General features: G+C 48.1%; 17 protein-coding genes. 3 read left to right on the top strand and 14 right to left on the bottom strand.

Annotated features, from left to right (window positions below; all coding sequences use genetic code 11):
* Positions 1–17: 17 nt before the first annotated feature.
* From DFR60_RS04525 to DFR60_RS04515, 3 genes are all read right to left on the bottom strand, one after another.
* Positions 18–920 (bottom strand): carbohydrate ABC transporter permease, encoded by a 903-nt coding sequence (locus DFR60_RS04525; RefSeq protein WP_110321845.1) that lies wholly within the window; start codon positions 918–920, stop codon positions 18–20.
* 60 nt (positions 921–980) lie between these two features.
* Positions 981–1,844: a carbohydrate ABC transporter permease gene (locus DFR60_RS04520; protein ID WP_110321844.1), complete on the bottom strand. Its 864-nt coding sequence runs from the start codon at positions 1,842–1,844 to the stop codon at positions 981–983.
* 362 nt (positions 1,845–2,206) lie between these two features.
* A complete protein-coding gene (locus tag DFR60_RS04515) occupies positions 2,207–2,434 on the bottom strand; it encodes a hypothetical protein (RefSeq protein ID WP_110321843.1) in 228 nt (75 codons plus the stop codon).
* 243 nt (positions 2,435–2,677) lie between these two features.
* On the opposite strand from DFR60_RS04515, the gene DFR60_RS04510 reads away from it, so the two are divergent.
* Positions 2,678–4,147: a glycoside hydrolase family 5 protein gene (locus tag DFR60_RS04510; RefSeq protein WP_110321842.1), complete on the top strand. Its 1,470-nt coding sequence runs from the start codon at positions 2,678–2,680 to the stop codon at positions 4,145–4,147.
* 597 nt (positions 4,148–4,744) lie between these two features.
* Here the strand turns inward: DFR60_RS04510 and DFR60_RS04505 are convergent.
* The 8 genes from DFR60_RS04505 to DFR60_RS04465 all read right to left on the bottom strand — a co-directional run bounded on the left by DFR60_RS04505 (position 4,745) and on the right by DFR60_RS04465 (position 12,815).
* Positions 4,745–5,779, bottom strand: coding sequence for a LacI family DNA-binding transcriptional regulator (locus tag DFR60_RS04505; protein ID WP_110321841.1), 1,035 nt, complete (start codon positions 5,777–5,779; stop codon positions 4,745–4,747).
* A 19-nt stretch (positions 5,780–5,798) separates the two neighbouring features.
* Entirely contained in the window at positions 5,799–7,277 is a 1,479-nt protein-coding gene (gene malQ / locus DFR60_RS04500) for a 4-alpha-glucanotransferase (RefSeq protein ID WP_110321840.1), read from the bottom strand.
* Between the two features lie 18 nt (positions 7,278–7,295).
* Positions 7,296–8,165: a carbohydrate ABC transporter permease gene (locus DFR60_RS04495; RefSeq protein WP_207659497.1), complete on the bottom strand. Its 870-nt coding sequence runs from the start codon at positions 8,163–8,165 to the stop codon at positions 7,296–7,298.
* Positions 8,165–9,007: a carbohydrate ABC transporter permease gene (locus DFR60_RS04490; RefSeq protein ID WP_002604844.1), complete on the bottom strand. Its 843-nt coding sequence runs from the start codon at positions 9,005–9,007 to the stop codon at positions 8,165–8,167. The genes DFR60_RS04495 and DFR60_RS04490 overlap by 1 nt, the downstream gene beginning before the upstream one ends.
* Before the next feature lie 306 nt (positions 9,008–9,313).
* Positions 9,314–10,726, bottom strand: coding sequence for an ABC transporter substrate-binding protein (locus DFR60_RS04480; protein ID WP_110321839.1), 1,413 nt, complete (start codon positions 10,724–10,726; stop codon positions 9,314–9,316).
* A 405-nt stretch (positions 10,727–11,131) separates the two neighbouring features.
* Positions 11,132–11,671 carry a hypothetical protein gene (locus DFR60_RS04475; protein ID WP_110321838.1) on the bottom strand — a complete coding sequence of 180 codons (540 nt, stop codon included), beginning with the start codon at positions 11,669–11,671 and terminating at the stop codon, positions 11,132–11,134.
* Positions 11,668–12,249, bottom strand: coding sequence for a chromate transporter (locus DFR60_RS04470; protein WP_110321837.1), 582 nt, complete (start codon positions 12,247–12,249; stop codon positions 11,668–11,670). The genes DFR60_RS04475 and DFR60_RS04470 overlap by 4 nt, the downstream gene beginning before the upstream one ends.
* The gene (locus DFR60_RS04465) at positions 12,246–12,815 is read right to left on the bottom strand and encodes a chromate transporter (protein WP_110321836.1); all 570 of its coding nucleotides are present in this window, start codon (positions 12,813–12,815) and stop codon (positions 12,246–12,248) included. Before DFR60_RS04465 ends, DFR60_RS04470 begins: the two co-directional genes overlap by 4 nt.
* 129 nt (positions 12,816–12,944) lie before the next feature.
* On the opposite strand from DFR60_RS04465, the gene DFR60_RS04460 reads away from it, so the two are divergent.
* Together DFR60_RS04460 and DFR60_RS04455 are read left to right on the top strand one after the other, a co-directional pair.
* Positions 12,945–13,841, top strand: a complete 897-nt coding sequence (locus DFR60_RS04460; protein WP_110321835.1) for a LysR family transcriptional regulator — start codon at positions 12,945–12,947, stop codon at positions 13,839–13,841.
* Positions 13,842–13,918: 77 nt separating this feature from the next.
* Positions 13,919–14,671, top strand: a complete 753-nt coding sequence (locus DFR60_RS04455) for an SIMPL domain-containing protein (protein WP_110321834.1) — start codon at positions 13,919–13,921, stop codon at positions 14,669–14,671.
* 103 nt (positions 14,672–14,774) lie between these two features.
* Here the strand turns inward: DFR60_RS04455 and DFR60_RS04450 are convergent, their stop codons facing one another.
* The 3 genes from DFR60_RS04450 to DFR60_RS04440 are packed head-to-tail and all read right to left on the bottom strand — an operon-like array spanning position 14,775 to position 18,656.
* A complete protein-coding gene (locus tag DFR60_RS04450; RefSeq protein WP_110321833.1) occupies positions 14,775–16,046 on the bottom strand; it encodes a glycoside hydrolase family 125 protein in 1,272 nt (423 codons plus the stop codon).
* A complete protein-coding gene (locus DFR60_RS04445; protein WP_110321832.1) occupies positions 16,040–18,175 on the bottom strand; it encodes a glycoside hydrolase family 3 C-terminal domain-containing protein in 2,136 nt (711 codons plus the stop codon). Before DFR60_RS04445 ends, DFR60_RS04450 begins: the two co-directional genes overlap by 7 nt.
* A gap of 16 nt (positions 18,176–18,191) precedes the next feature.
* Positions 18,192–18,656, bottom strand: a complete 465-nt coding sequence (locus DFR60_RS04440) for a RidA family protein (RefSeq protein WP_110321831.1) — start codon at positions 18,654–18,656, stop codon at positions 18,192–18,194.
* Positions 18,657–18,688 lie beyond the last annotated feature (32 nt).

Genomic DNA, 18,688 nt, shown 5'->3' with positions numbered 1-18,688 from the left:
TCCTTCTTATTAGTATGTTAAGACTCTTCTTTGCCAAAACCGGTTACCTTCAGCATGACAAAAGTCAAAATCATCGCAGCTACCAGCATGATCCAGGCCATTGCGGATGCATACCCCATTTTCATAAACTTGAAAGCATTGTTATACAGATAATATCCAAAGAAGGTCGTCGAATCATTGGGACCTCCGTTCGTCATAACGAAGGATTCCGTGAACTGCTGCAGCAGCTTAATCATATAAGTGACCACATTGTACACGATAATCGGCTTCATAAAAGGAATGGTGATATACCGGAACTTATGTAAAATATTACCCCCATCGATCTCCACCGCCTCATAAAGGCTTGTCGGCACATCCTGCAGACCGGCCAGGAATATAATGATTAAGTTGCCGGAGCACCATAAATTCATCAGAATCATGCCCGGCTTCGCCCACCGCGGACTGGCCAGCCAGCCCGGTCCATCGATCCCGATCAATGCAAGTCCCTGGTTTACCGCCCCATTGTCCTTAAGGAGCCATATCCACAGAATACAAAGCACAACCATCGGCACCAGTGTCGGCATGAAGAATAATGTCCTGATAAAAGAAACACCTCTCAGCCTCCGGTCATTTACAATTGCCGAAATAATGAATGTTACAATGATTATTACGGGAAGGCCCACCAGCATCATATACCCTGTATTCATTATGGACTTCATAAACAGAGGGTCACTGGTAAACAGCGTCTTATAATTATCGAGCCCTACAAATCTGGGGGCCTTAAGTGCGGAATAGTTCGTAAATGAATACCGCAAAGAATTCATAATCGGATATAAGGTAAAGCACAAAAATCCCACGATCCACGGGCTGATAAAGGCCAGGCCCGTCAGAATATTCCGTCTGTCCGCCTTTGAACTGCTCCTCGTTTTTTTCCTGTTCATATCTCACTCCTATCTGCGTGTCACCTCTCACGCATCAAACCTTACGCATCAACCCAAGTATTACCCCTTGATACCGGAAAATGAAATTCCCTCGATAAAGTATTTCTGAAGAATAAAGAAGATCGCCAGCATCGGCAGTGTCATCGACACTCCAACCGCAATAACCAGAGGCCACCTCGGGTCGTTCGTACTCATCAGCTGCTGAATTCCGATGGACAGGGTATACAGCTTGTTATCCGTCAAAAATACCAGCGGTCCGATAAAGTCATTCCAGCAGTTCATAAAGGTAAAGATTGCCACCGTCGTCAGCGCCGGTTTTGCCAGCGGAATAATAATCCGGTAAAAAATAGTAAATTCGCTTGCCCCGTCTATCTTGGCGGATTCCGAGATATCATACGGTACCCCGACCAGGAACTGCCGCAGCAGAAAGATAAAGAAGGCATTTCCAAAGAATGACGGAACGATCAGCGGAAGAAAGGTTCCGATCCAACCCAGCTTCTGAAACATCAGAAACAATGGAATCATGGTTACCTGAAACGGCAGAACCATCGTCATAAGGACCAGATAGAACACCGCGTTTCTTCCTTTCCATTTGATTCTGGAAAACCCGTAGGCCACAAGAGAGTTGGAGAACAGTCCGCCGATCACATTAAATACAATGATAAACAACGTATTTCCCAGATACTTTAGAAATGGAAATCCGGTAAATCCCTGGATATAGTTCCCTATCGTCCATGTTTCAGGCAGCCACCTCGGCGGTGTTCGAAATAAATCCTGACTTGTTTTAAAAGAACTCAGAATCAGCCAGATAAATGGAACGATAAACGCCAGCGCCAGAATCGCGATGATCAGGTACTCGGCCGTCACCTCAATCGTGCTTCGCCTGATCCGCCTGTCATTCTCCCTTGCCTTTAATTTTTCCATAAGCCCCTCCTCCAACTTCATTCATAATGCGTCCGTTTTGTATGCATACATTTTATTTCTTTTGTTAGTTACATGGTACTATACTTTTATGCAATATGCAATATTTATTTTCTATTTTTATTGTTTTATTATGTTATTTTACCTTTTATACAAACACTGCACGTTTATTTTGCACACAAGTTACAATTTTGTAAGCTTATATGTACTTACATTTTGTATTGCAATGCGACAGACGGCGAAGTATATGACAAATATGATTTTCTGGTGCAAAGTAAGGGACTTTGGTTCCCTTCATAAGCGAAAAAAGATCGGCATAATGTATGGTAATTAACATTATGTCGATCTTTTTTCATATTTCTCTTTCAAGCATACTGGTTTTCCCCTCCACCTACACAAAGTAATGACTGATGAGGTTTCAGCAGCGTACTTTTTGAAGAGAGCAGCAGACAGCATGCCTGTTCCTTTTTTGTCCCCTCAGTCTGTCCACTTTCCGGCGCTGCCATCTGCCCTTTATTCGTACCGGCGCAGGCCGCCATGGAAAGTACCATTATTCCGCTCAGTAAAACCCCTAAATACTTTTTTAATCTCATGATAGACTCCTCCATTTTTCATTTACAAGTTCTGCTGCCAGCGCCGGCGTCATCTGAACTTCATGATTGCATCTTAGCACATCTCCCCAGAAAAAATAAGTATGATTTTTTTATCAACATTTTCGTTAATTGTTTTGTTATTATCCATTTTTTTGTTAATGTTTATGTTTTTTCATCTTGTCCGCGCCACTTCTTCATAGTAAAATTAGATAAACATTTGTTTTCAGAAAGGAGTTATACTGTATGGAATTCCTTAAAACCAGAGGAAAGAGCATTGTAACGGAATCCGGAACGCCTGTTTACTTGAGGGGCACCTGTGTCGGCGGCTGGATGAACATGGAGAACTTTATCAACGGATTCCCCGGAACAGAGATCTCGCTTCGCGAGCATATGAAAAAAAGGCTGGGGGAAGAGAACGGAACTTACTTTTTTCAGGAAATGATTCGCAATTTTCTGTCAGAGGAAGACCTGGCATTTATTGCTTCCACGGGCGCTACTGTGGTGCGTCTGGCATTGAACTACCGGCATTTTGAGACCGATGACGCTCCATTTGTTTACAGAGAAGAGGGCTTCCGTCTTCTCCGGGAGACCGTGAATCTCTGCGAAAAACACGGACTTTACGTAATCTTTGACATGCATGCCGTTCAGGGCTGGCAGAACACCCACTGGCACAGCGATAATGACCGGGGAATCTCCCTGTTCTGGTCTGACGCCTGTTACCAGAGGCGCTATTACGCCCTGATGCAGGAAATAGCGGCCCGTTTCAAAGACTGTCCGGCCGTGGCCGGCTATGAACTTCTCAACGAGCCAAGCTCCAGCTGCCGCAGCGGCGATTATCCTTTTAATATGTACGAAAACTTTACCTCTGATTATCCGGCCTTTAACCGTATCATCCACACTGCGGTTGACCGGATCAGAGAGATAGACAAACGCCACATCATCTTCATAGAAGGCGACTCCTACGGCCATAATTTCTCCGGCCTGGAGGCTCCGTTTGACGATAATCTGGTATACTCCTCCCACGATTATATCGTCTCCAGCTTCGGTCCCGGCGCCTATCCCGGCCAGTATGAGACGCTTCACAATGACCGTGTCGAGGCCGGCTGCTACTGGGATTATGACCAACAGATCCGCCACATAAAGGAGACGGAAGGCTGGCAGTTTTCCGAGATCCATCAGGTTCCGCTGTGGGTAGGGGAATTCGGTTCTCAGTACTGCACCGGAAGCGATGACATCCCTTACCGGCTGGCCTCCATGGATGATCAGCTCCGGGCCTTCAATGAACTGGGGCTTCACTGGACCACCTGGACGTACAAGGACTGCGGTACCATGGGCTGGGTCACTTTAGATCCTGAGAGCGAATACATGAAAACAGTCTCTGATGTACAGCGCATGAAGGGTCTGCTTGGCGCAGAGAACTTTACCGCCTGGCGAAGCGCCTGCCCCGGCAAGGAGGTTACCGGACAGTTCACCCGCTACGTCATGTCACTTTTAAGCGAGTCGCCGAACTACACCTTCGGTACCTTCCAGAAATGCATGAACTACGCTCTTCTCACCAGTTTCTGCGCCGGAGTCCTGCAGCCGGAATACGCCAAGGCATTTCAGAACTGTTCCGCCGATGACATTGCCAGAATCATGAGGTCCTTTGCACTTGAAAGCTGTCAGGTAAACGAGCCGTATCTGGAACTCCTGAAAAGACGGCTGGCCGGTTGATTCTGATAAAAGCAAATTGGACAGAAGTGCGCAAAAAAACGGGGACAGTGTTCTATATAAGTCCACTGTCCCCACATTACGCAATATATGATATCACAAAAGTCCATTTCATTCCTGTCAGTTACAGCTCCCTCCCTATCATACTCTTATCAATATTTATTCACTTTACTTTATTGTATTTTTAACTCCATTTTGATATAATATAATCAGGCAGTCCATCTGCCGGGTGACTTCCATCTCCGAAAGGAGGTGGTTCTATAATATGTCTGCTTATGAAGAATTTATGATTATCATAAATGCAGCGATGCTTATCGTTGCTATTCTCGTTTACATAGCTAGAAAAAACGGTACAAAAAAATAGTCACCCTCCACCCAAAGGTCAGTGACTATTTTTTAATAGAAATTAATCTTTTGGAAGCCACTCTGTGGAGTGGACTGCCTTTTTGTACCTTTATTATAAACCTTTTTCATCTGTTAAGTCAATTAGAATTTAATTAAATAGTTAAAATATCGTAACAGCGGCAGCCGGAAGCAAAGGCTGAACTGTTACAAAATATCCCATTCCGGAATATCCCGTGTTACGTTTTCCCACCAGCCTCAAACGCTCCTGGTCGACTCTCCCTCCACCAATTCACCCTTAAACACCCGTTTCTGATGGCCCGCCTTCCCGCGGATTACATCGAACAGAATCTTTATGGTGCTTTCAGCCATCTCCTCCACCGGCTGTCTTATGGTCGTCAGCGTCGGATTGTAATAATGAGCGATATCGAGCCCGTCGAATCCAGCCACAGAATAATCTTCCGGGATCTTCCCGCCGCACTCTGTAATCGCCTTGCAGGCTCCTATGGCGATGCTGTCCGATATTGCGTAGACCGCCGTAAAATCCACTTTTTTCTCCCTCAGAATCCGGCTCATAGACATGAATCCGTAATCCATGGTGTAGCAGTCCCTGCCTACCTCAGAGAACACACAGAGCTCTTCATCAGGCTCGATCCCATTGTCCACCAGTGCCTTTTTATATCCTTCAAGCCGCAGCCTTCCGATACTCTCATCATCCTGTGTCGCCGCCAGAATCAGGATTCTTTTATGTCCAAGTTTACATAAATAATCCGTCATCTTGTAGCTTTCCGCAAAGTCGTCCACGGAAACCCAGGAATAGGAGGAGGATTCCTCCAGAGAATCCGTCATTCCGATGGTGCTCAGCACGAAGGGAACCGTCAGCTGCTCCAGCTTCTCCCTGCTGTGTGAGAAAAATCCGCCCAGGAACACGATTCCCCTCGGCTTCTTTTCCTTGATCAGTTCCAGCGCCACGTCCACCTCATCCTCACTGGCGTCCACACGCTGCATGATAAACAAGTATTTCTTCTTCTGGATCTCCTCTTCAAAAACGCGGATCATCTTACTGAAGAATGGGTTGCTGATTCCCTTGATCAAAACTGCAATGGCCTTTGAATCCGTGCGTTTCAAATTCCGGGCGCTGTTATTAGGAATATAATTATGTTCCTTAATCGCCTGCATAATCATGTTCTTCGTCTCCGGATTGATATCCGGGTGATTATTGATAGCACGTGATACCGTACTCACGCCAACCCCGCAGATTCTGGCTATATCCTTAATATTGATAGAATCCATAAGAAATACTCATCCCCTGTCATACCCTGCCGTAAAGCTTTGCCATCTTCCGGCACTTTACCGCGATCTCGTCACTTATCTCCCCGGAAAGCATGCGCCATCTCCAGTTCTCTCCCAGAGTGGAAGGCGTGTTAATCCTCGCTTCTCCTCCAAGCCCTAAATAGTCCTGAACCGGTATCACTGCAAGCTTCGCCACACTCGACAGTGCAAGGCGTACGAAATCCCAGTGAATCTCGTCCTCGGGTGTGTGTGCATTGTTCATATAGTCCACGGAAAGCTGTCTGTCGGCCTCGTCCATCTCCTCATACCATCCACGGATGGTGTTATTATCGTGAGTCCCCGTATAAACAACACAGTTAGTCGTATAGTTATGCGGCAGATAATCGCTTTCCTCTCTGGAATCAAACGCGAATTCCAGTACCTTCATTCCTGGAAATCCCGTATCTTTTACTAATTTTAACACAGATGGCGTTAAAAATCCAAGATCTTCCGCAATAATATCGAGTTTACCAAACTTTTCCTGCATTTTCTGGAAAACCTCAATTCCGGGTCCCTTTTCCCAGGTTCCATGGATGGCAGTTTCACTCCCGGCCGGTATGGAATAGTATTCATCGAAGCCCCGGAAATGATCCACACGCACCACGTCATACATGCGGAAGCTGTATTCCATACGCCTCATCCACCACTGATATCCGGTTTTACCATGGTACTCCCACTGGTACAACGGATTCCCCCAGAGTTGTCCTGTGGCTGAAAATCCATCAGGAGGGCATCCTGCTACCGCCACCGGCTCCCTGTTCTCATCGAACTGAAACAGCTCCGGATGGTACCACGTATCCGCGCTGTCCAAAGCCACATAGATGGGAATATCCCCAATGATACGGATTCCCTTCTCATTCGCGTAAGATTTCAGCGCGCTCCACTGTTCTTCAAACTTCATCTGAAGAAAGGCGTAAAATCCCGCTTCATCCGCCAGTTCATACTGGAGCTGTTCCATGGCTTCCGGCTTCTGAAGACGGATATCTTCATCCCATTCCGTCCAGCTCTTTCCCTTATAACGGTTCTTAACGGCCATATAAAAGCTGTATTCCACGGTCTCTGACCAGAGCTTCTCCCTGGCTTCGGCCGCTGTGTGTCCGTCCTTCAGCCAGCGCTCATACGCCCTGCGAAGCAGAGGAAAACGATTAAAATAGATCTTTCCGTAATCAATATCCCTCGGATTATCTCCGAAATCCGCGGCGTCACATTCCTCTTCTGTAAGGAGACCTTCCTCCACCAGCCTGTCAAGATCGATGAAATAGGGATTGCCTGCGAAAGCCGAAAATGACTGGTAGGGCGAGTCCCCGTAGCTGGTCGGTCCCAATGGCAGAATCTGCCAGTAGTGCTGCCCCGCCTCTTTCAATGTATCAATAAATTCATATGCCTCTTTAGAAAATGCTCCGATTCCGTACTTTGACGGCAGACTGGCAACCGGAAGCAACATACCACATTCCCGCATCGTGTGTCTCCTTTATCCTTATCCTTTTACTGCGCCGGCAGCCACACCCTTGATGATGTATTTCTGACAGCTTAAATAGAAAATAATAATTGGTACAATCGCCAGAACCAGCATGGCCATCATGGCTCCCATGTCTATGGAACCGTATCCGCCCTTTAAGTTCTGGATAACCATGGGTATTGTACCTTTTTCCTGTGGAAGAATCAAGCTCGGAAGCAGATAATCGTTCCAAATCCACATGGCATTTAAAATCGCTACTGTAACAGCGGTTGGCCGGAGCATCGGAAATACCACATTAAAGTAAGTCTGAATGGGAGAACATCCGTCAATCATGGCCGCTTCTTCGATCTCCAGCGGAATCGCCTTTACGAAACCGCAGAACAGGAACACCGCCTGCCCCGCCCCGAATCCCAGGTACAGCAGAACAAGTCCATACATGGAGTTTAAATATAAGTCATTGGCCGTCTTGGACATGGTAAACATGACCATCTGGAACGGCACAATCATGGCAAACACAAAAACATAGTAGAGAATACTGTTAAATTTCGATTTTACTCTCGTAATGTACCACGCAGTCATGGAGGTGAACAGCACAATTACCGCCACGGAACACACCGTAATAAACAGAGACCGTCCGAACGCCGGGAAAAATCCGGTCTTCCTTACGCCTTCAAAATAGTTTGTAAGGCCCACATACGTTCCCACTTTAGGAAACTGGAACGGCGCGTCGCTGATGTAGAGCTTGCTCTTAAAGGAGTTCACCAGTACCAGGAAAATGGGAAACAGAAATGCGAGTGAAAGTATGCCGAAGAACGCCGTCATCACAGCGCCAGTCGATTTGCTGACTTCCATCTGCTGATTTTCCACTTTTTTAGCTTTCCCGCTCATCAGTTTTCCACCTCCTTACGCCTTGTCAGATACAGCTGTGTCAGAGAGATAATTGCTACCATCAGGAAGAAGACAACCGCCTTCGCCTGACCGACGCCTTCCCATCCGACTCTGCCGTAAAACGTGCTGTAGATATCCAGTGCCAGCATGCTGGTCTGTCTGCCCGGTCCTCCCGCAGTGAGAGCCAGGTTCTGGTCAAACAGCTTAAAGGAATTGGTCAGGGTTAAGAAGAGACAGATCGTAAGAGATGGCATAACCATCGGGATGATGATACGCCGCAGCGTCTGTGTCTTCGTAGCTCCGTCAATTTTGGCCGCTTCGATCAGGTCCGGAGAAACGTTCTGAAGGCCCGCGATATAGATGATCATCATATATCCGATGAGCTGCCAGTTCATCAGGATAACCAGACCCCAGAAGCCGTATTTCGCATCGAAGGACAGCGTGACTCCGAACTTCGCCAGAATACCGTTTAATAGCAGCTGCCAGATATAGCCCAGAACGATACCGCCGATTAAGTTAGGCATGAAGAACACGGTTCTGAATAAATTCGTCCCCTTGATTCCTCTTGTCAGAGCATACGCCATCAAAAATCCAAACACATTGATTGTAACAACGGACACTATGGTGAATTTCACAGTGAATACCAATGCGTTTAAAAAGTTCTGGTCCAGAAATATCTTTTTATAGTTGCTTATGCCTACCCACGTCGCATCCTTTACCGTGGTAAATTCCGTAAATGAAAGATAAATCCCCATGATAAACGGATACAGGAATGCAATGATAAATGCAATCAGCGTCGGCAGCACAAAAATCGGAAAATACCGTTTAATGGATTTTTGCATGGTGCACCCTCCTTGAACATTCATACTGATTCTTAGCTAGTACAGCATTGCGTAAGTTTCGGTGAATTATGTACTTGATATTTGCGTCAGGAGCGCGTCCGCGAAGCGACGGCGTAGTGGACCCTACGGTTAGCTTCGCGGGCGTGGTCCTGGCGTGAATAGCGAGTGCAGAATTCACTGGAACTTATGCAACGCTGTACTAGTGACGATCACCCGGACGCTTCGCGCACGAGTCACCGTGATAAGTAAAGAAATGGGTGAGGAAGTTCCCTTACGCTCACCCATCTCATGTCTGTTGCCTTAGTCTTATTTGGTCATCGCTTTTTCGTTAGCCCAGTCGGCCTTCATGTCGTCCACAACGGCCTGCCATTCTTTTCCGCCCTGAGCGTACTGTAACAGGGATGCGCCAAAGTTATCCTTAAAGGTCTGGCTCGGGAACGATGTGAAGTTCCAGGATACGGAGTACAAATCGGTATTGCTCATATATCTGTCAACTTCTTTTGCCAGCGGGTCGGTTGGCTTCTCGTCTGCTGCGAAAGTATCAAACGGAGCGATAAAGCCTAACTTATTTGTCACATAGTCTTTTCCTGTATCAGAGCTGAAGAGCCATGTTAAGAAGTCAAGAGATGCCTGCTGATCCTCTTCCTTGGCCTGGCTGTTGATGGAGAAGAAGTTCTCTGTACCGATACATAAGCCCTGTTTCTCTTCGCCTGCTACGCCTGTATAGATCGGAAGGAACTTAACATCTTCTTCCTTCACGGTATTACCTTCTACGCCTGCTACCTGGCTCCAGCCCCAGTTACCGTTCTGAACCATGGCAACCTTGCCCAGTGCGAACTCAGCCATAGAGTCCTCTACGGTCTTGGCGCCTACCATCTTCGGATCTGTGCAGGAATTATTTAAATATAAGTCGAAAATATTCTTGAAATTATCGGAATACTTGAAGTCGATGGCGTCTTTATCGCTTACATTGTCATCTTTGTATTCGTAATAAATCGGAAGGTTTGCAAGATGGGTCTGCCATCTCCAGTCTTCACCAGGTGCGAAGGATGTGGAAGCGAATACGCCTTCAATGCCCAGATCAGCCTTTCTTGCCTGCATATCCTCGGCAACTGCCTTCAATGTATCGAAATTCTTGATTTCGTCCATGGATTTTGCTTTTGCGCCGTCCAGTGCGAAATACTTCTGCATAACCGCATCGTTATAAATAATGCCGTAGCCTTCTACTACATACGGGATACCGTATACGCCGTCGCCGTCTGTCACTGCCATGCTCTTATCAACCAGATGGCTGTAAATATCGGAATCCTTTAAATCACGGCAGTACTTAGCCCATGACTTATATCCGATCGGTCCGTTGATCTGGAACAGTGTCGGCGGTTCTTTCTTCGCTACTTCGGATTTTAATGTCTGCTCATACGTTCCGGCCGCTGCTGTCTGAACCTTCATCGGTACACCGGTCTCTGCCGTGTACTTCTCAGCCAGCTCTACCCATACATCCGCAACCTCAGGCTTAAAGTTTAAGTAATAGATCTGTCCCTTCGCATCGGATGGTGCTGCAGTAGTTTCCTCCGCCTTTGCTGCCTCGGTGGTCTCTCCAGCCGGAGCCGCTGTGGTCTCTGCCGGTTTCGTCTCCGCCGGTTTGGAAGAGCATCCAACCAGTGTTCCAGCCGCCATAGCGGCTGCCAGTGAAAGTGCTGCCAGTTTTCTTAGTTTCATAATATATATCCTCCTTCCGTATCTGCGTTCTCTGCCGCAGGTACTTACCATATTATGTGTTACGTTACTTTTGGAACTGTTTCCGGGAACCTTCTCGGCAACGGTATCGGTAACGTTTCCAATAACCTTGGTTTCACTATAGCACAGTGTACGGGGAGATGCAAGAGTTTTTTTATTTTCCTTTCTATTTTTGTCACTATACCACAATATTATTCTATAATTTTATGCATATGTTACAATTATTATTCCTCTTATTTAAAAATGCAGAGGGGATTATTGGTAAAAGCGTCGAATTGTATGGTTGGAGAGACATTGAGAAAAAGCTTGAAGTTAAGACTTCACAGAGAGTAAAAGCGCCTCCATAGAGTTGTGACTCTTTGGAGGCGCTAAACACTAATCCTGATTCTACACCACATCAATATCATCATCATGATACATATATTCCGCCACCGCAAACACCACAGCCGCTTCGTATACATCGAGTGTATTCTCCCATTCCACTTCATGTCCTGTCAAAGAGGCGATCCGGGTAATGCGCCCGATCTGTCCGTTCTGATCTTCCAGAACTATCTCCCGTTTCCGGTTCTGCCGTACCATCACATCACCTGCCGTCAGAGGAATCACCGCCTTCACGGCCAGAGGCGCACGAAACAGGACCGCCGCTCCATATCCTTTACTGCCTCCTTTACCACCTCCCTTACCGCATTCTCTGCTCTCCTCATATTGAAAGGAGATTGTAACTTCCTGTTTCATCTGCGGCTTTGTCCTGTTTTCTATGAGACAGCCGCCCTTTTCCTTTCTCATACGGTAAAGGACATTACCGTCTGTCCCACATATTTCACGGGCAGGACCGTTTTTGGGCCATCCCTCTATAGTTCCTGCCATGCTTCCATCTTCCCCGTAAATTCTGGAATTTCCCACACATTCTTTAATCCTGATTTTCATCCTACCATACCTCCTGCTGCTGTAATAACGGTCTGACAGACACCTGCCAGTACCATGACATAAATGGGATTGATATCAAACCGGCGAAGCACAAACAGTGCCGCCGCAAAGATCAGTACCGCGTCCACCTTCAGTCCGGACATGACCGCCGGAAGTGAAAATCCGGCATCCCCCCAGAAAGAGGTGATAATGATGCTCATTCCTGCAGTCGCAATCATTGCCACTACAGCCGGCCTTAAGGTATTCAAAATTCCTTGAAGCATCGTGAGTTTCTTATACTTCGTATAGACGTATGCCAGAGCCGACACCAGAATACAGGACGGCAGAATGCAACCGGCGGTTGCTATAACCGCTCCCGGAAGTCCGGCGATACGCAGCCCCACAAAGGTAGCGGAATTGACTGCGATCGGTCCCGGTGTCATCTGGGAGATTGTAACCAGATCATTAAATTCCCCCGCTGTCAGCCAGTGGTGAAGCGTTACCACCTGATTCTGAATCAGCGGCATTGCCGCGTAGCCTCCGCCAAAGCTGAAAGCCCCAATCTGCAAAAAGCTTAAAAACAACTGAATGTAACTCATTGTACCGCCCCCTTCTTCATCGCTCTCCAGGTTCTGACCGCTCCAAACACGATGCAGCCAATTACCACATATACCACATTGATGTTCAGGAAAAATGTAAGAATGAAGGCCGCTACCATAATAAGTACGGACACCCTGTTTTTTTCCACCAGAATTCCATGTCCCATCTCGATTACCACGGCAATTATCACTGCTGCGACGCCTGCCTGCATTCCCGTCAGCATGGAGTGGACCCAGATGTTATCGCGGAATGCGATATAAAACATCGAGACCAGGGACAGGATCACGAACGGCGGAAGAATCGTTCCCAGTATGGACACCAGCATCCCCGGTATGCCTGCCAGCTTATAGCCGACTACGATGGAACCGTTGACCGCAATGGCTCCGGGTGCGGACTGTGCTATGGCAATCAGATCCAGCATTTCCTTTTCGTCAATCCAGTGATATTCATCGGCAAATTTCTTTTTCATCAGAGTCACGATCACGTAGCCGCCTCCAAATGTAAAAGTTCCAAGCGATATCATGGATAGAAACAGCTTCAATAAAATTCCTTTTTCTCGTTTCATATTTTGCTTCCCTCCTCTTACCAACAGTATATTTCCACTTGATTAATAAGTAAAATAGTATTATTATATCAAGTATATAACGTATTTCTTATGTATCGCAAATTTACCCGATCGCAAGGAGGTATTTTTATGACGCTCCGCCATATGAAAATCTTTGTATCAGTCTACCAGAACAATGGAATTACCAGGGCTTCCGAAGAACTCCACCTGGCCCAGCCGTCTGTCAGCCTGGCTATCCGTGAGCTGGAGGATTACTACGGAATCCGCCTGTTTGACCGGATCTCCCGAAGGCTCTACGTCACAGAACAGGGAAGGATGTTCTACGATTACGCGCTCCACATCGTCTCCCTGTTCGATGAGATGGAGATGGGAATCCGTAACTGGGAACACATGGGTACGCTTCGTATCGGTTCCAGCATCACCATTGGCAACTTCCTTCTCCCAGGCCTCGTAAAGAAGTTTACGACCACGCACCCCAAGATGAATGTAAATGTATCGGTTCGTAACTCTTCTTATATTGAAGACTGTATTTTGAACAACAGGATCGATTTTGCACTGATCGAAGGAATTCCGGAATCTCCGCTAATTGTGAGGGACCCCTTTATGAACGACCGTCTCTGCCTGATCTGCGGCAAAGCTCATCCTCTTGCATCGAGAGACGCGGTTCCATTGACGGAACTGGAGCAGCACAATTTTATCTTAAGAGAACCGGGAAGCGGAGGACGCGAGATATTGGAGAGTCTCTTAACCGGCTTTCAGATTCATTTGAATGCTGCCTGGGAGAGTGTCAGCACGCAGGCCATTGTCAAGGCGGTGGCCGAGGGGCTTGGGATCTCCATTCTCCCTTATCTCCTGGTCGCCGATGACATCAGAAACGGTGTTATCCTGGAAAAAAGAGTGGAAGGTATCTCGCTCTCCCGTAAATTCTCTATCATTTACCATAAACATAAGTATTTAACGCCGTCTGCCAGGGAGTTCATCCGGCTGTGCCACACCGACGAGATAATTCAAGAATTCGACCTGTAATGTTAAGAGAAAAGAAATAGTAAACTCTTGAATTTAGTGTAAAATGAAGGTACGACAGAATAAGGAGGAGATTTATTATGAGAAAACATTTTACACAGACAGCAGTTATTCTGGCCGCGGTTTCGGCCATAGGCCTTACGGCCTGCACACAGGGCAGCACTTCCGCTCCCATTCCAGACACAATTAAAGTAGAAAATGTAAAAGATAATGTAATCACCGTACAGAGTACGGAGGAGGTGAAGGTCGTCCCCGACATGGCGGAACTGGTCTTCTCAGTGACCACTCAGGCGGCAGACGCGAAGGCATGCCAGGAGCAGAACAGCAAAGATTTGGAAAATGTTATCAGCTTTTTGAAGGGTACCGGCATTGCGGAAACTTCGATTCAGACCTCCAACTATGGGCTTGATCCGATTTACGACTGGAATTCAGGAAGAACGATCACAGGTTACGAGATGAATACCACCATTACCGTGTCCGATATTCCGATCGATCAGGCAGGAACCCTGATATCTTCCAGCGTCGAAGCCGGAATTAACAGCATCAGCCAGATCACCTACCTTTCCAGCAAGTATGACGAGTCATACCAGCAGGCGCTTAAGAATGCCATCGCCTCTGCCAAAGTCAAGGCTGAAGCCATTGCGGAAGCAGGCGGCTGCACACTGGGGCCGGTGGTCCATGTAGAAGAATATAACGACAACCAAATCGCCCGTTACTCCACCTATAAGAACGCTGCCACTGAAGATATGGCCGCAGGCGCGGCAGCCATGAGCGTCGAGCCGGGACAGTTAAGCGTTGAGGCGCGGGTGACTGTGGAGTTTGAAATTCAGTAAGGGAAATGACTTCTAATTGTATTGAACGGCACAAAAACAGGCTTGCCCGCCTGGAAGACTTCTTTCAGTCAACCAGACAGGCAAGCCTGTCTCAATTCCTCTTTTATCTCATAACCTTCTTCATCAGCATCTCACTGAACAGCGAATTCACCCATGCAAACCAGGGCCTCGTATAAATCATCTCATCGTCCTTATGAATGCTCTCATGAATATATCCCGTGCCCGCATCGTTCTCCACCAGCATATGAATCAAGCGGTCAATTTCTGCGTTATCATCCGTTGTAAGAGCCTGAATAATCAGAGCCATCGGCCATACGTGGCCGGGTTTCGTGTGGGGACTTCCAATTCCGGTGAGCCTGGTTCCTTCAAAGTAGTACGGATTTTCACTGCTGAGCGCCAGTTTCCTGGTATTCTGATATACCGGATCGGATGCGTCACAGTATCCAAAATACGGCATAGACAAAAGCCCCGGAATTCCTGCGTCATCCATTAAAAGTGTATTTCCCAATCCGTCCGCCTCGTAAGCGTAGACACACCCATATGTTCCGTGCTCCACGATTCCGTACCGCTCAATTCCGCCCCGAATCTCCTGGCTAAGAAGCTTTGCCCGGCTGGCCAGCGCATGATCCTGCCATACCGTTTCTGCAATATCAGACATCTGGTCCAGAGCCACAGCTGCATACATGTTGGATGGAATCAAATATCCATAAGTACAGGCATCATCACTGGGCCGGAAGCCTGACCAGGTCATGCCTGTATAGGCAACCGGCGTTCCCAGTCCGGAGCGTTTTAAAGTCTCTGTCTCTTTATCCGTATCCCGTTCAAACCGGTAATGGGATTCTGCCTCATGGTTCTGTTCTGCGGCCCACTGGTCTGCGACCTTCTCACAGACGCCTTTCAAAGCATAATCCAGATGGTCCGTACGCCCTGTTGTCTTCCACAGTTCAAAGGCCAGTGCAATCGGAAAGCAGAGAGAATCCACCTCGTATTTTCGTTCCCAGGTCCAGTCTGTCTGGCCTGACCGATCCGGCGCATAGTGACGTCCGTTGGCGGTGACGTTAAATGCATTGGCATAAGGATCTTTATTCATATAATAGACCTGTTTTTCAAGGACCCGCCTGATCAGATCATAGATTTCCTCATGCCGGGCCGCGGCTGGCAAGTAGTGATGCACCTGCGCTGCTGAATCTCTCAGCCACATGGCCTCAATATCGCCGGTTATGACAAACAGGCTGCCATCTTCCAGTTCTTTTACCGTCGTATCAATCGTATTCAAATAACACCGTTCAAACATATCCGCCAGCTTGCCCTCAGGCAGACGTTTTTTCAGTTCTGCCGCCTCCGCTGCCAATATGGCCTGGTACTGCTCTACCATCTTAAGTCCTCCAACTTTAAGTCCAGTTTTAAAGGAGTCTTTCCTGTCAGTTCGACGCTGCGGCTGTCCGGCTGGCTCCCTCCGCAGGTGACAACCGCCGCACTTCCGTCAAATACAAACTCTCCCTCCTCATTCACCACCATAAATGCTTTGGCAGAAAGGATAAACGCAGCAGCCGCAGACTCTCCGGCTTTCAAATGAATCCGCTTAAAGTCCGCCAGGGATCCCCCAGGCGCCGCCAGTTCCGAATCCGTAATCCGGACGTAAACCTCGGCCACCTCGTCGCATTCAAACATCGAATGGTTCGTAATTTCCACAGAGAGCTTGACCTGTCCCGTTTCGATCTGCTCCGCCTTCAAATTGCTGTATTCAAAATCGCCGTAGCTCAAGCCATATCCGAACGGATACAGTGCCTTATGTTCCATGTAGCGGTATGTCCTGCCCTTCATGCTGTAGTCTGTGAAGTCCGGAAGTTCCTCCGTTGTCCGGTAAAACGTGACCGGCAGTCTGCCCGAAGGCACTGCTTCTCCCATCAACAGTCTTGCCGCGGCCAGACCTCCCATCTGTCCAGGATACCATACATGCAGTATCGCACTGCAGTGTTCATCAGCATAGTTTATCGCCATGGCACTGCCTGTAGACAGGAGCAGAATTACCGGGGTTCCCGTCTCACAGACCGCCTTTAAAAGTCTCATCTGGGACTCAGGAAGATTTAAATCTACCTTGTCCGCACCGGCATAGCTGTTGTTGGCGTCGCCTTCTTCCCCTTCCAGTGTGCCGTTTAAGCCCAGGCATAGGAATACCACGTCGCTCCGCACCGCCATGGAAACAGCCTCTTTGATCCTGTCATCCGCCTCGGCGAGGTTTTCCACATTGTCGCGGTAGAGATGGGCGCCTTGCGAGCAGAAAATTCTGGTATCTTTCCCCAGTACGGCCCGTATTCCTTCCAGAAGCGTGTATTTTTCCGTTGCTGTGCCGTTGTAATTGCCTTTCAGAATCTCCTCGCTGTCGCTGTTGGGTCCGATTACTGCCACAGTCTTAAGCTTCGCCTTATCGAGAGGGAGAATTCCGTCATTCTTTAAAAGCACCATGGATTCCTCCGCCGCTTTTAAGGCCAGACTGTGATGTTCGGCGCAGTCATTGACCTCATACGGAATCTCATCGAATTCCGTATAGTGATCAAACATTCCCAGCCTCATCCTCGTCATCATTAAATGGGTGACTGCTCTGTCGATATCGTCCTCAGACACCAGCCCCTGGTTATAGGCACTCATCACATGAAGATATACGGCGCCGCAGTTTAAATCACAGCCGCTCTTAAGCGCCAGAGCCGCCGATTCCTGAGGCGTGTCTGTCAGCCCGTGATGCATATGGAAATCTTTGATCGCCCCGCAGTCCGAAACGTAATAACCATCGAAGCCCCATTTTTCCCTCAGAATCTCTGAGATCAGATGATGGCTCCCGCAGGCAGCCTCGCCGTTCAAACGGTTGTAGCCCCCCATCACGCCTTCGACTCCTGCCTCCTTCACACACCGCTCAAACGCCGGAAAATACGTCTCCGTCAGATCCTTTTTACTCACCACGCTATTAAAGGAATGCCGCCCCTTTTCCGGCCCCGAATGGGCGGCAAAATGCTTCACGCAGGCAGCCGCCTTCAGCCTCTTTCCATTTCCCTGAAGCCCTTTAATGTAGGCGGTTCCCATGCGTCCTGTCAGGCACGGGTCCTCCCCGTACGTCTCATGTCCCCTCCCCCATCTCGGATCACGGAAAATATTGATATTGGGAGACCAGAAGGTGATTCCCTTATAGAGTCCCCTGTCCTCGTTTTTCACCGCCTCGTTATATTTTGCCCGCCCCTCGAGAGCGGTCACATCGCCAATTTTCTCCAGAAGCGCCTCATCAAACATTGCCGCCAATCCGATAGCCTGCGGAAATACCGTAGCCGCTCCGGCTCTGGCCACTCCGTGCAGCGCCTCGTTCCACCAGTTATAGCTGGGAATCCCCAGACGTTTTACCGCCGGGGCATCGTAACGAAGCTGCGATACCTTTTCCTCCAGCGTCATCTGTGACACCAGATCCCGCACCCTCTCTTCATCTGTCCTGCTCTCATCCAAATATACCGGTTCCATCTCGTACTCCTGCGACCTATTCTTCGATTTCGAAAATAGCCTCTGTCTCCACCGGAATATTACCCGGCAGCACGTTCATGCCTACTGCAGATCTGGTCGGTGCCCCTGCTTCCTCGCCAAATAAATCCACCAGAAGCTGGGAACCGCCGTTTGCAACGTATGGCTGCTCATAAAACTCATCATCGCTTGCCACATAAACCAGGATCTTCACAACCTGTTTTACCTTGTTTAAATCGCCGATGCGGTCCTGTAAAACAGCCAGAACATTTAACATGGAATTCCTGGAGAATACGTACGCCTCCTCCTTTGTAAATTCCTTACCAACCTTGCCAGCCACCTGACCGTCGATTACCGGGCCGCAGCCGGAGATATAAACGAGATTGCCTGCAAACATTCTGGAGGATGAGTAAACGCCTCCTTTTGCAGGCGCCTTCGGCAGTTCCAGACCTAATTCTTTTAACTTTGCATATACATCACTCATGATTCATTCCCTCATTCTTCTGATTTTTCTGT

Source organism: Hungatella effluvii (assembly GCF_003201875.1).
Classification (GTDB): Bacteria; Bacillota; Clostridia; order Lachnospirales; family Lachnospiraceae; genus Hungatella; species Hungatella effluvii.
Note: the sequence above shows the minus strand (reverse complement) of the source record. Positions and strands in the feature narration are given on the sequence as shown.

What these genes read in the sequence shown, in the direction of transcription:
- DFR60_RS04525 (WP_110321845.1), bottom strand. Translation starts at nt 920, where the DNA reads ATGAACAGGAAAAAAACGAGGAGCAGTTCAAAGGCGGACAGACGGAAT.
- DFR60_RS04520 (WP_110321844.1), bottom strand. Translation starts at nt 1,844, where the DNA reads ATGGAAAAATTAAAGGCAAGGGAGAATGACAGGCGGATCAGGCGAAGC.
- DFR60_RS04515 (WP_110321843.1), bottom strand. Translation starts at nt 2,434, where the DNA reads ATGAGATTAAAAAAGTATTTAGGGGTTTTACTGAGCGGAATAATGGTA.
- DFR60_RS04510 (WP_110321842.1), top strand. Translation starts at nt 2,678, where the DNA reads ATGGAATTCCTTAAAACCAGAGGAAAGAGCATTGTAACGGAATCCGGA.
- DFR60_RS04505 (WP_110321841.1), bottom strand. Translation starts at nt 5,779, where the DNA reads ATGGATTCTATCAATATTAAGGATATAGCCAGAATCTGCGGGGTTGGC.
- malQ (WP_110321840.1), bottom strand. Translation starts at nt 7,277, where the DNA reads ATGCGGGAATGTGGTATGTTGCTTCCGGTTGCCAGTCTGCCGTCAAAG.
- DFR60_RS04495 (WP_207659497.1), bottom strand. Translation starts at nt 8,165, where the DNA reads ATGAGCGGGAAAGCTAAAAAAGTGGAAAATCAGCAGATGGAAGTCAGC.
- DFR60_RS04490 (WP_002604844.1), bottom strand. Translation starts at nt 9,007, where the DNA reads ATGCAAAAATCCATTAAACGGTATTTTCCGATTTTTGTGCTGCCGACG.
- DFR60_RS04480 (WP_110321839.1), bottom strand. Translation starts at nt 10,726, where the DNA reads ATGAAACTAAGAAAACTGGCAGCACTTTCACTGGCAGCCGCTATGGCG.
- DFR60_RS04475 (WP_110321838.1), bottom strand. Translation starts at nt 11,671, where the DNA reads ATGAAAATCAGGATTAAAGAATGTGTGGGAAATTCCAGAATTTACGGG.
- DFR60_RS04470 (WP_110321837.1), bottom strand. Translation starts at nt 12,249, where the DNA reads ATGAGTTACATTCAGTTGTTTTTAAGCTTTTTGCAGATTGGGGCTTTC.
- DFR60_RS04465 (WP_110321836.1), bottom strand. Translation starts at nt 12,815, where the DNA reads ATGAAACGAGAAAAAGGAATTTTATTGAAGCTGTTTCTATCCATGATA.
- DFR60_RS04460 (WP_110321835.1), top strand. Translation starts at nt 12,945, where the DNA reads ATGACGCTCCGCCATATGAAAATCTTTGTATCAGTCTACCAGAACAAT.
- DFR60_RS04455 (WP_110321834.1), top strand. Translation starts at nt 13,919, where the DNA reads ATGAGAAAACATTTTACACAGACAGCAGTTATTCTGGCCGCGGTTTCG.
- DFR60_RS04450 (WP_110321833.1), bottom strand. Translation starts at nt 16,046, where the DNA reads ATGGTAGAGCAGTACCAGGCCATATTGGCAGCGGAGGCGGCAGAACTG.
- DFR60_RS04445 (WP_110321832.1), bottom strand. Translation starts at nt 18,175, where the DNA reads ATGGAACCGGTATATTTGGATGAGAGCAGGACAGATGAAGAGAGGGTG.
- DFR60_RS04440 (WP_110321831.1), bottom strand. Translation starts at nt 18,656, where the DNA reads ATGAGTGATGTATATGCAAAGTTAAAAGAATTAGGTCTGGAACTGCCG.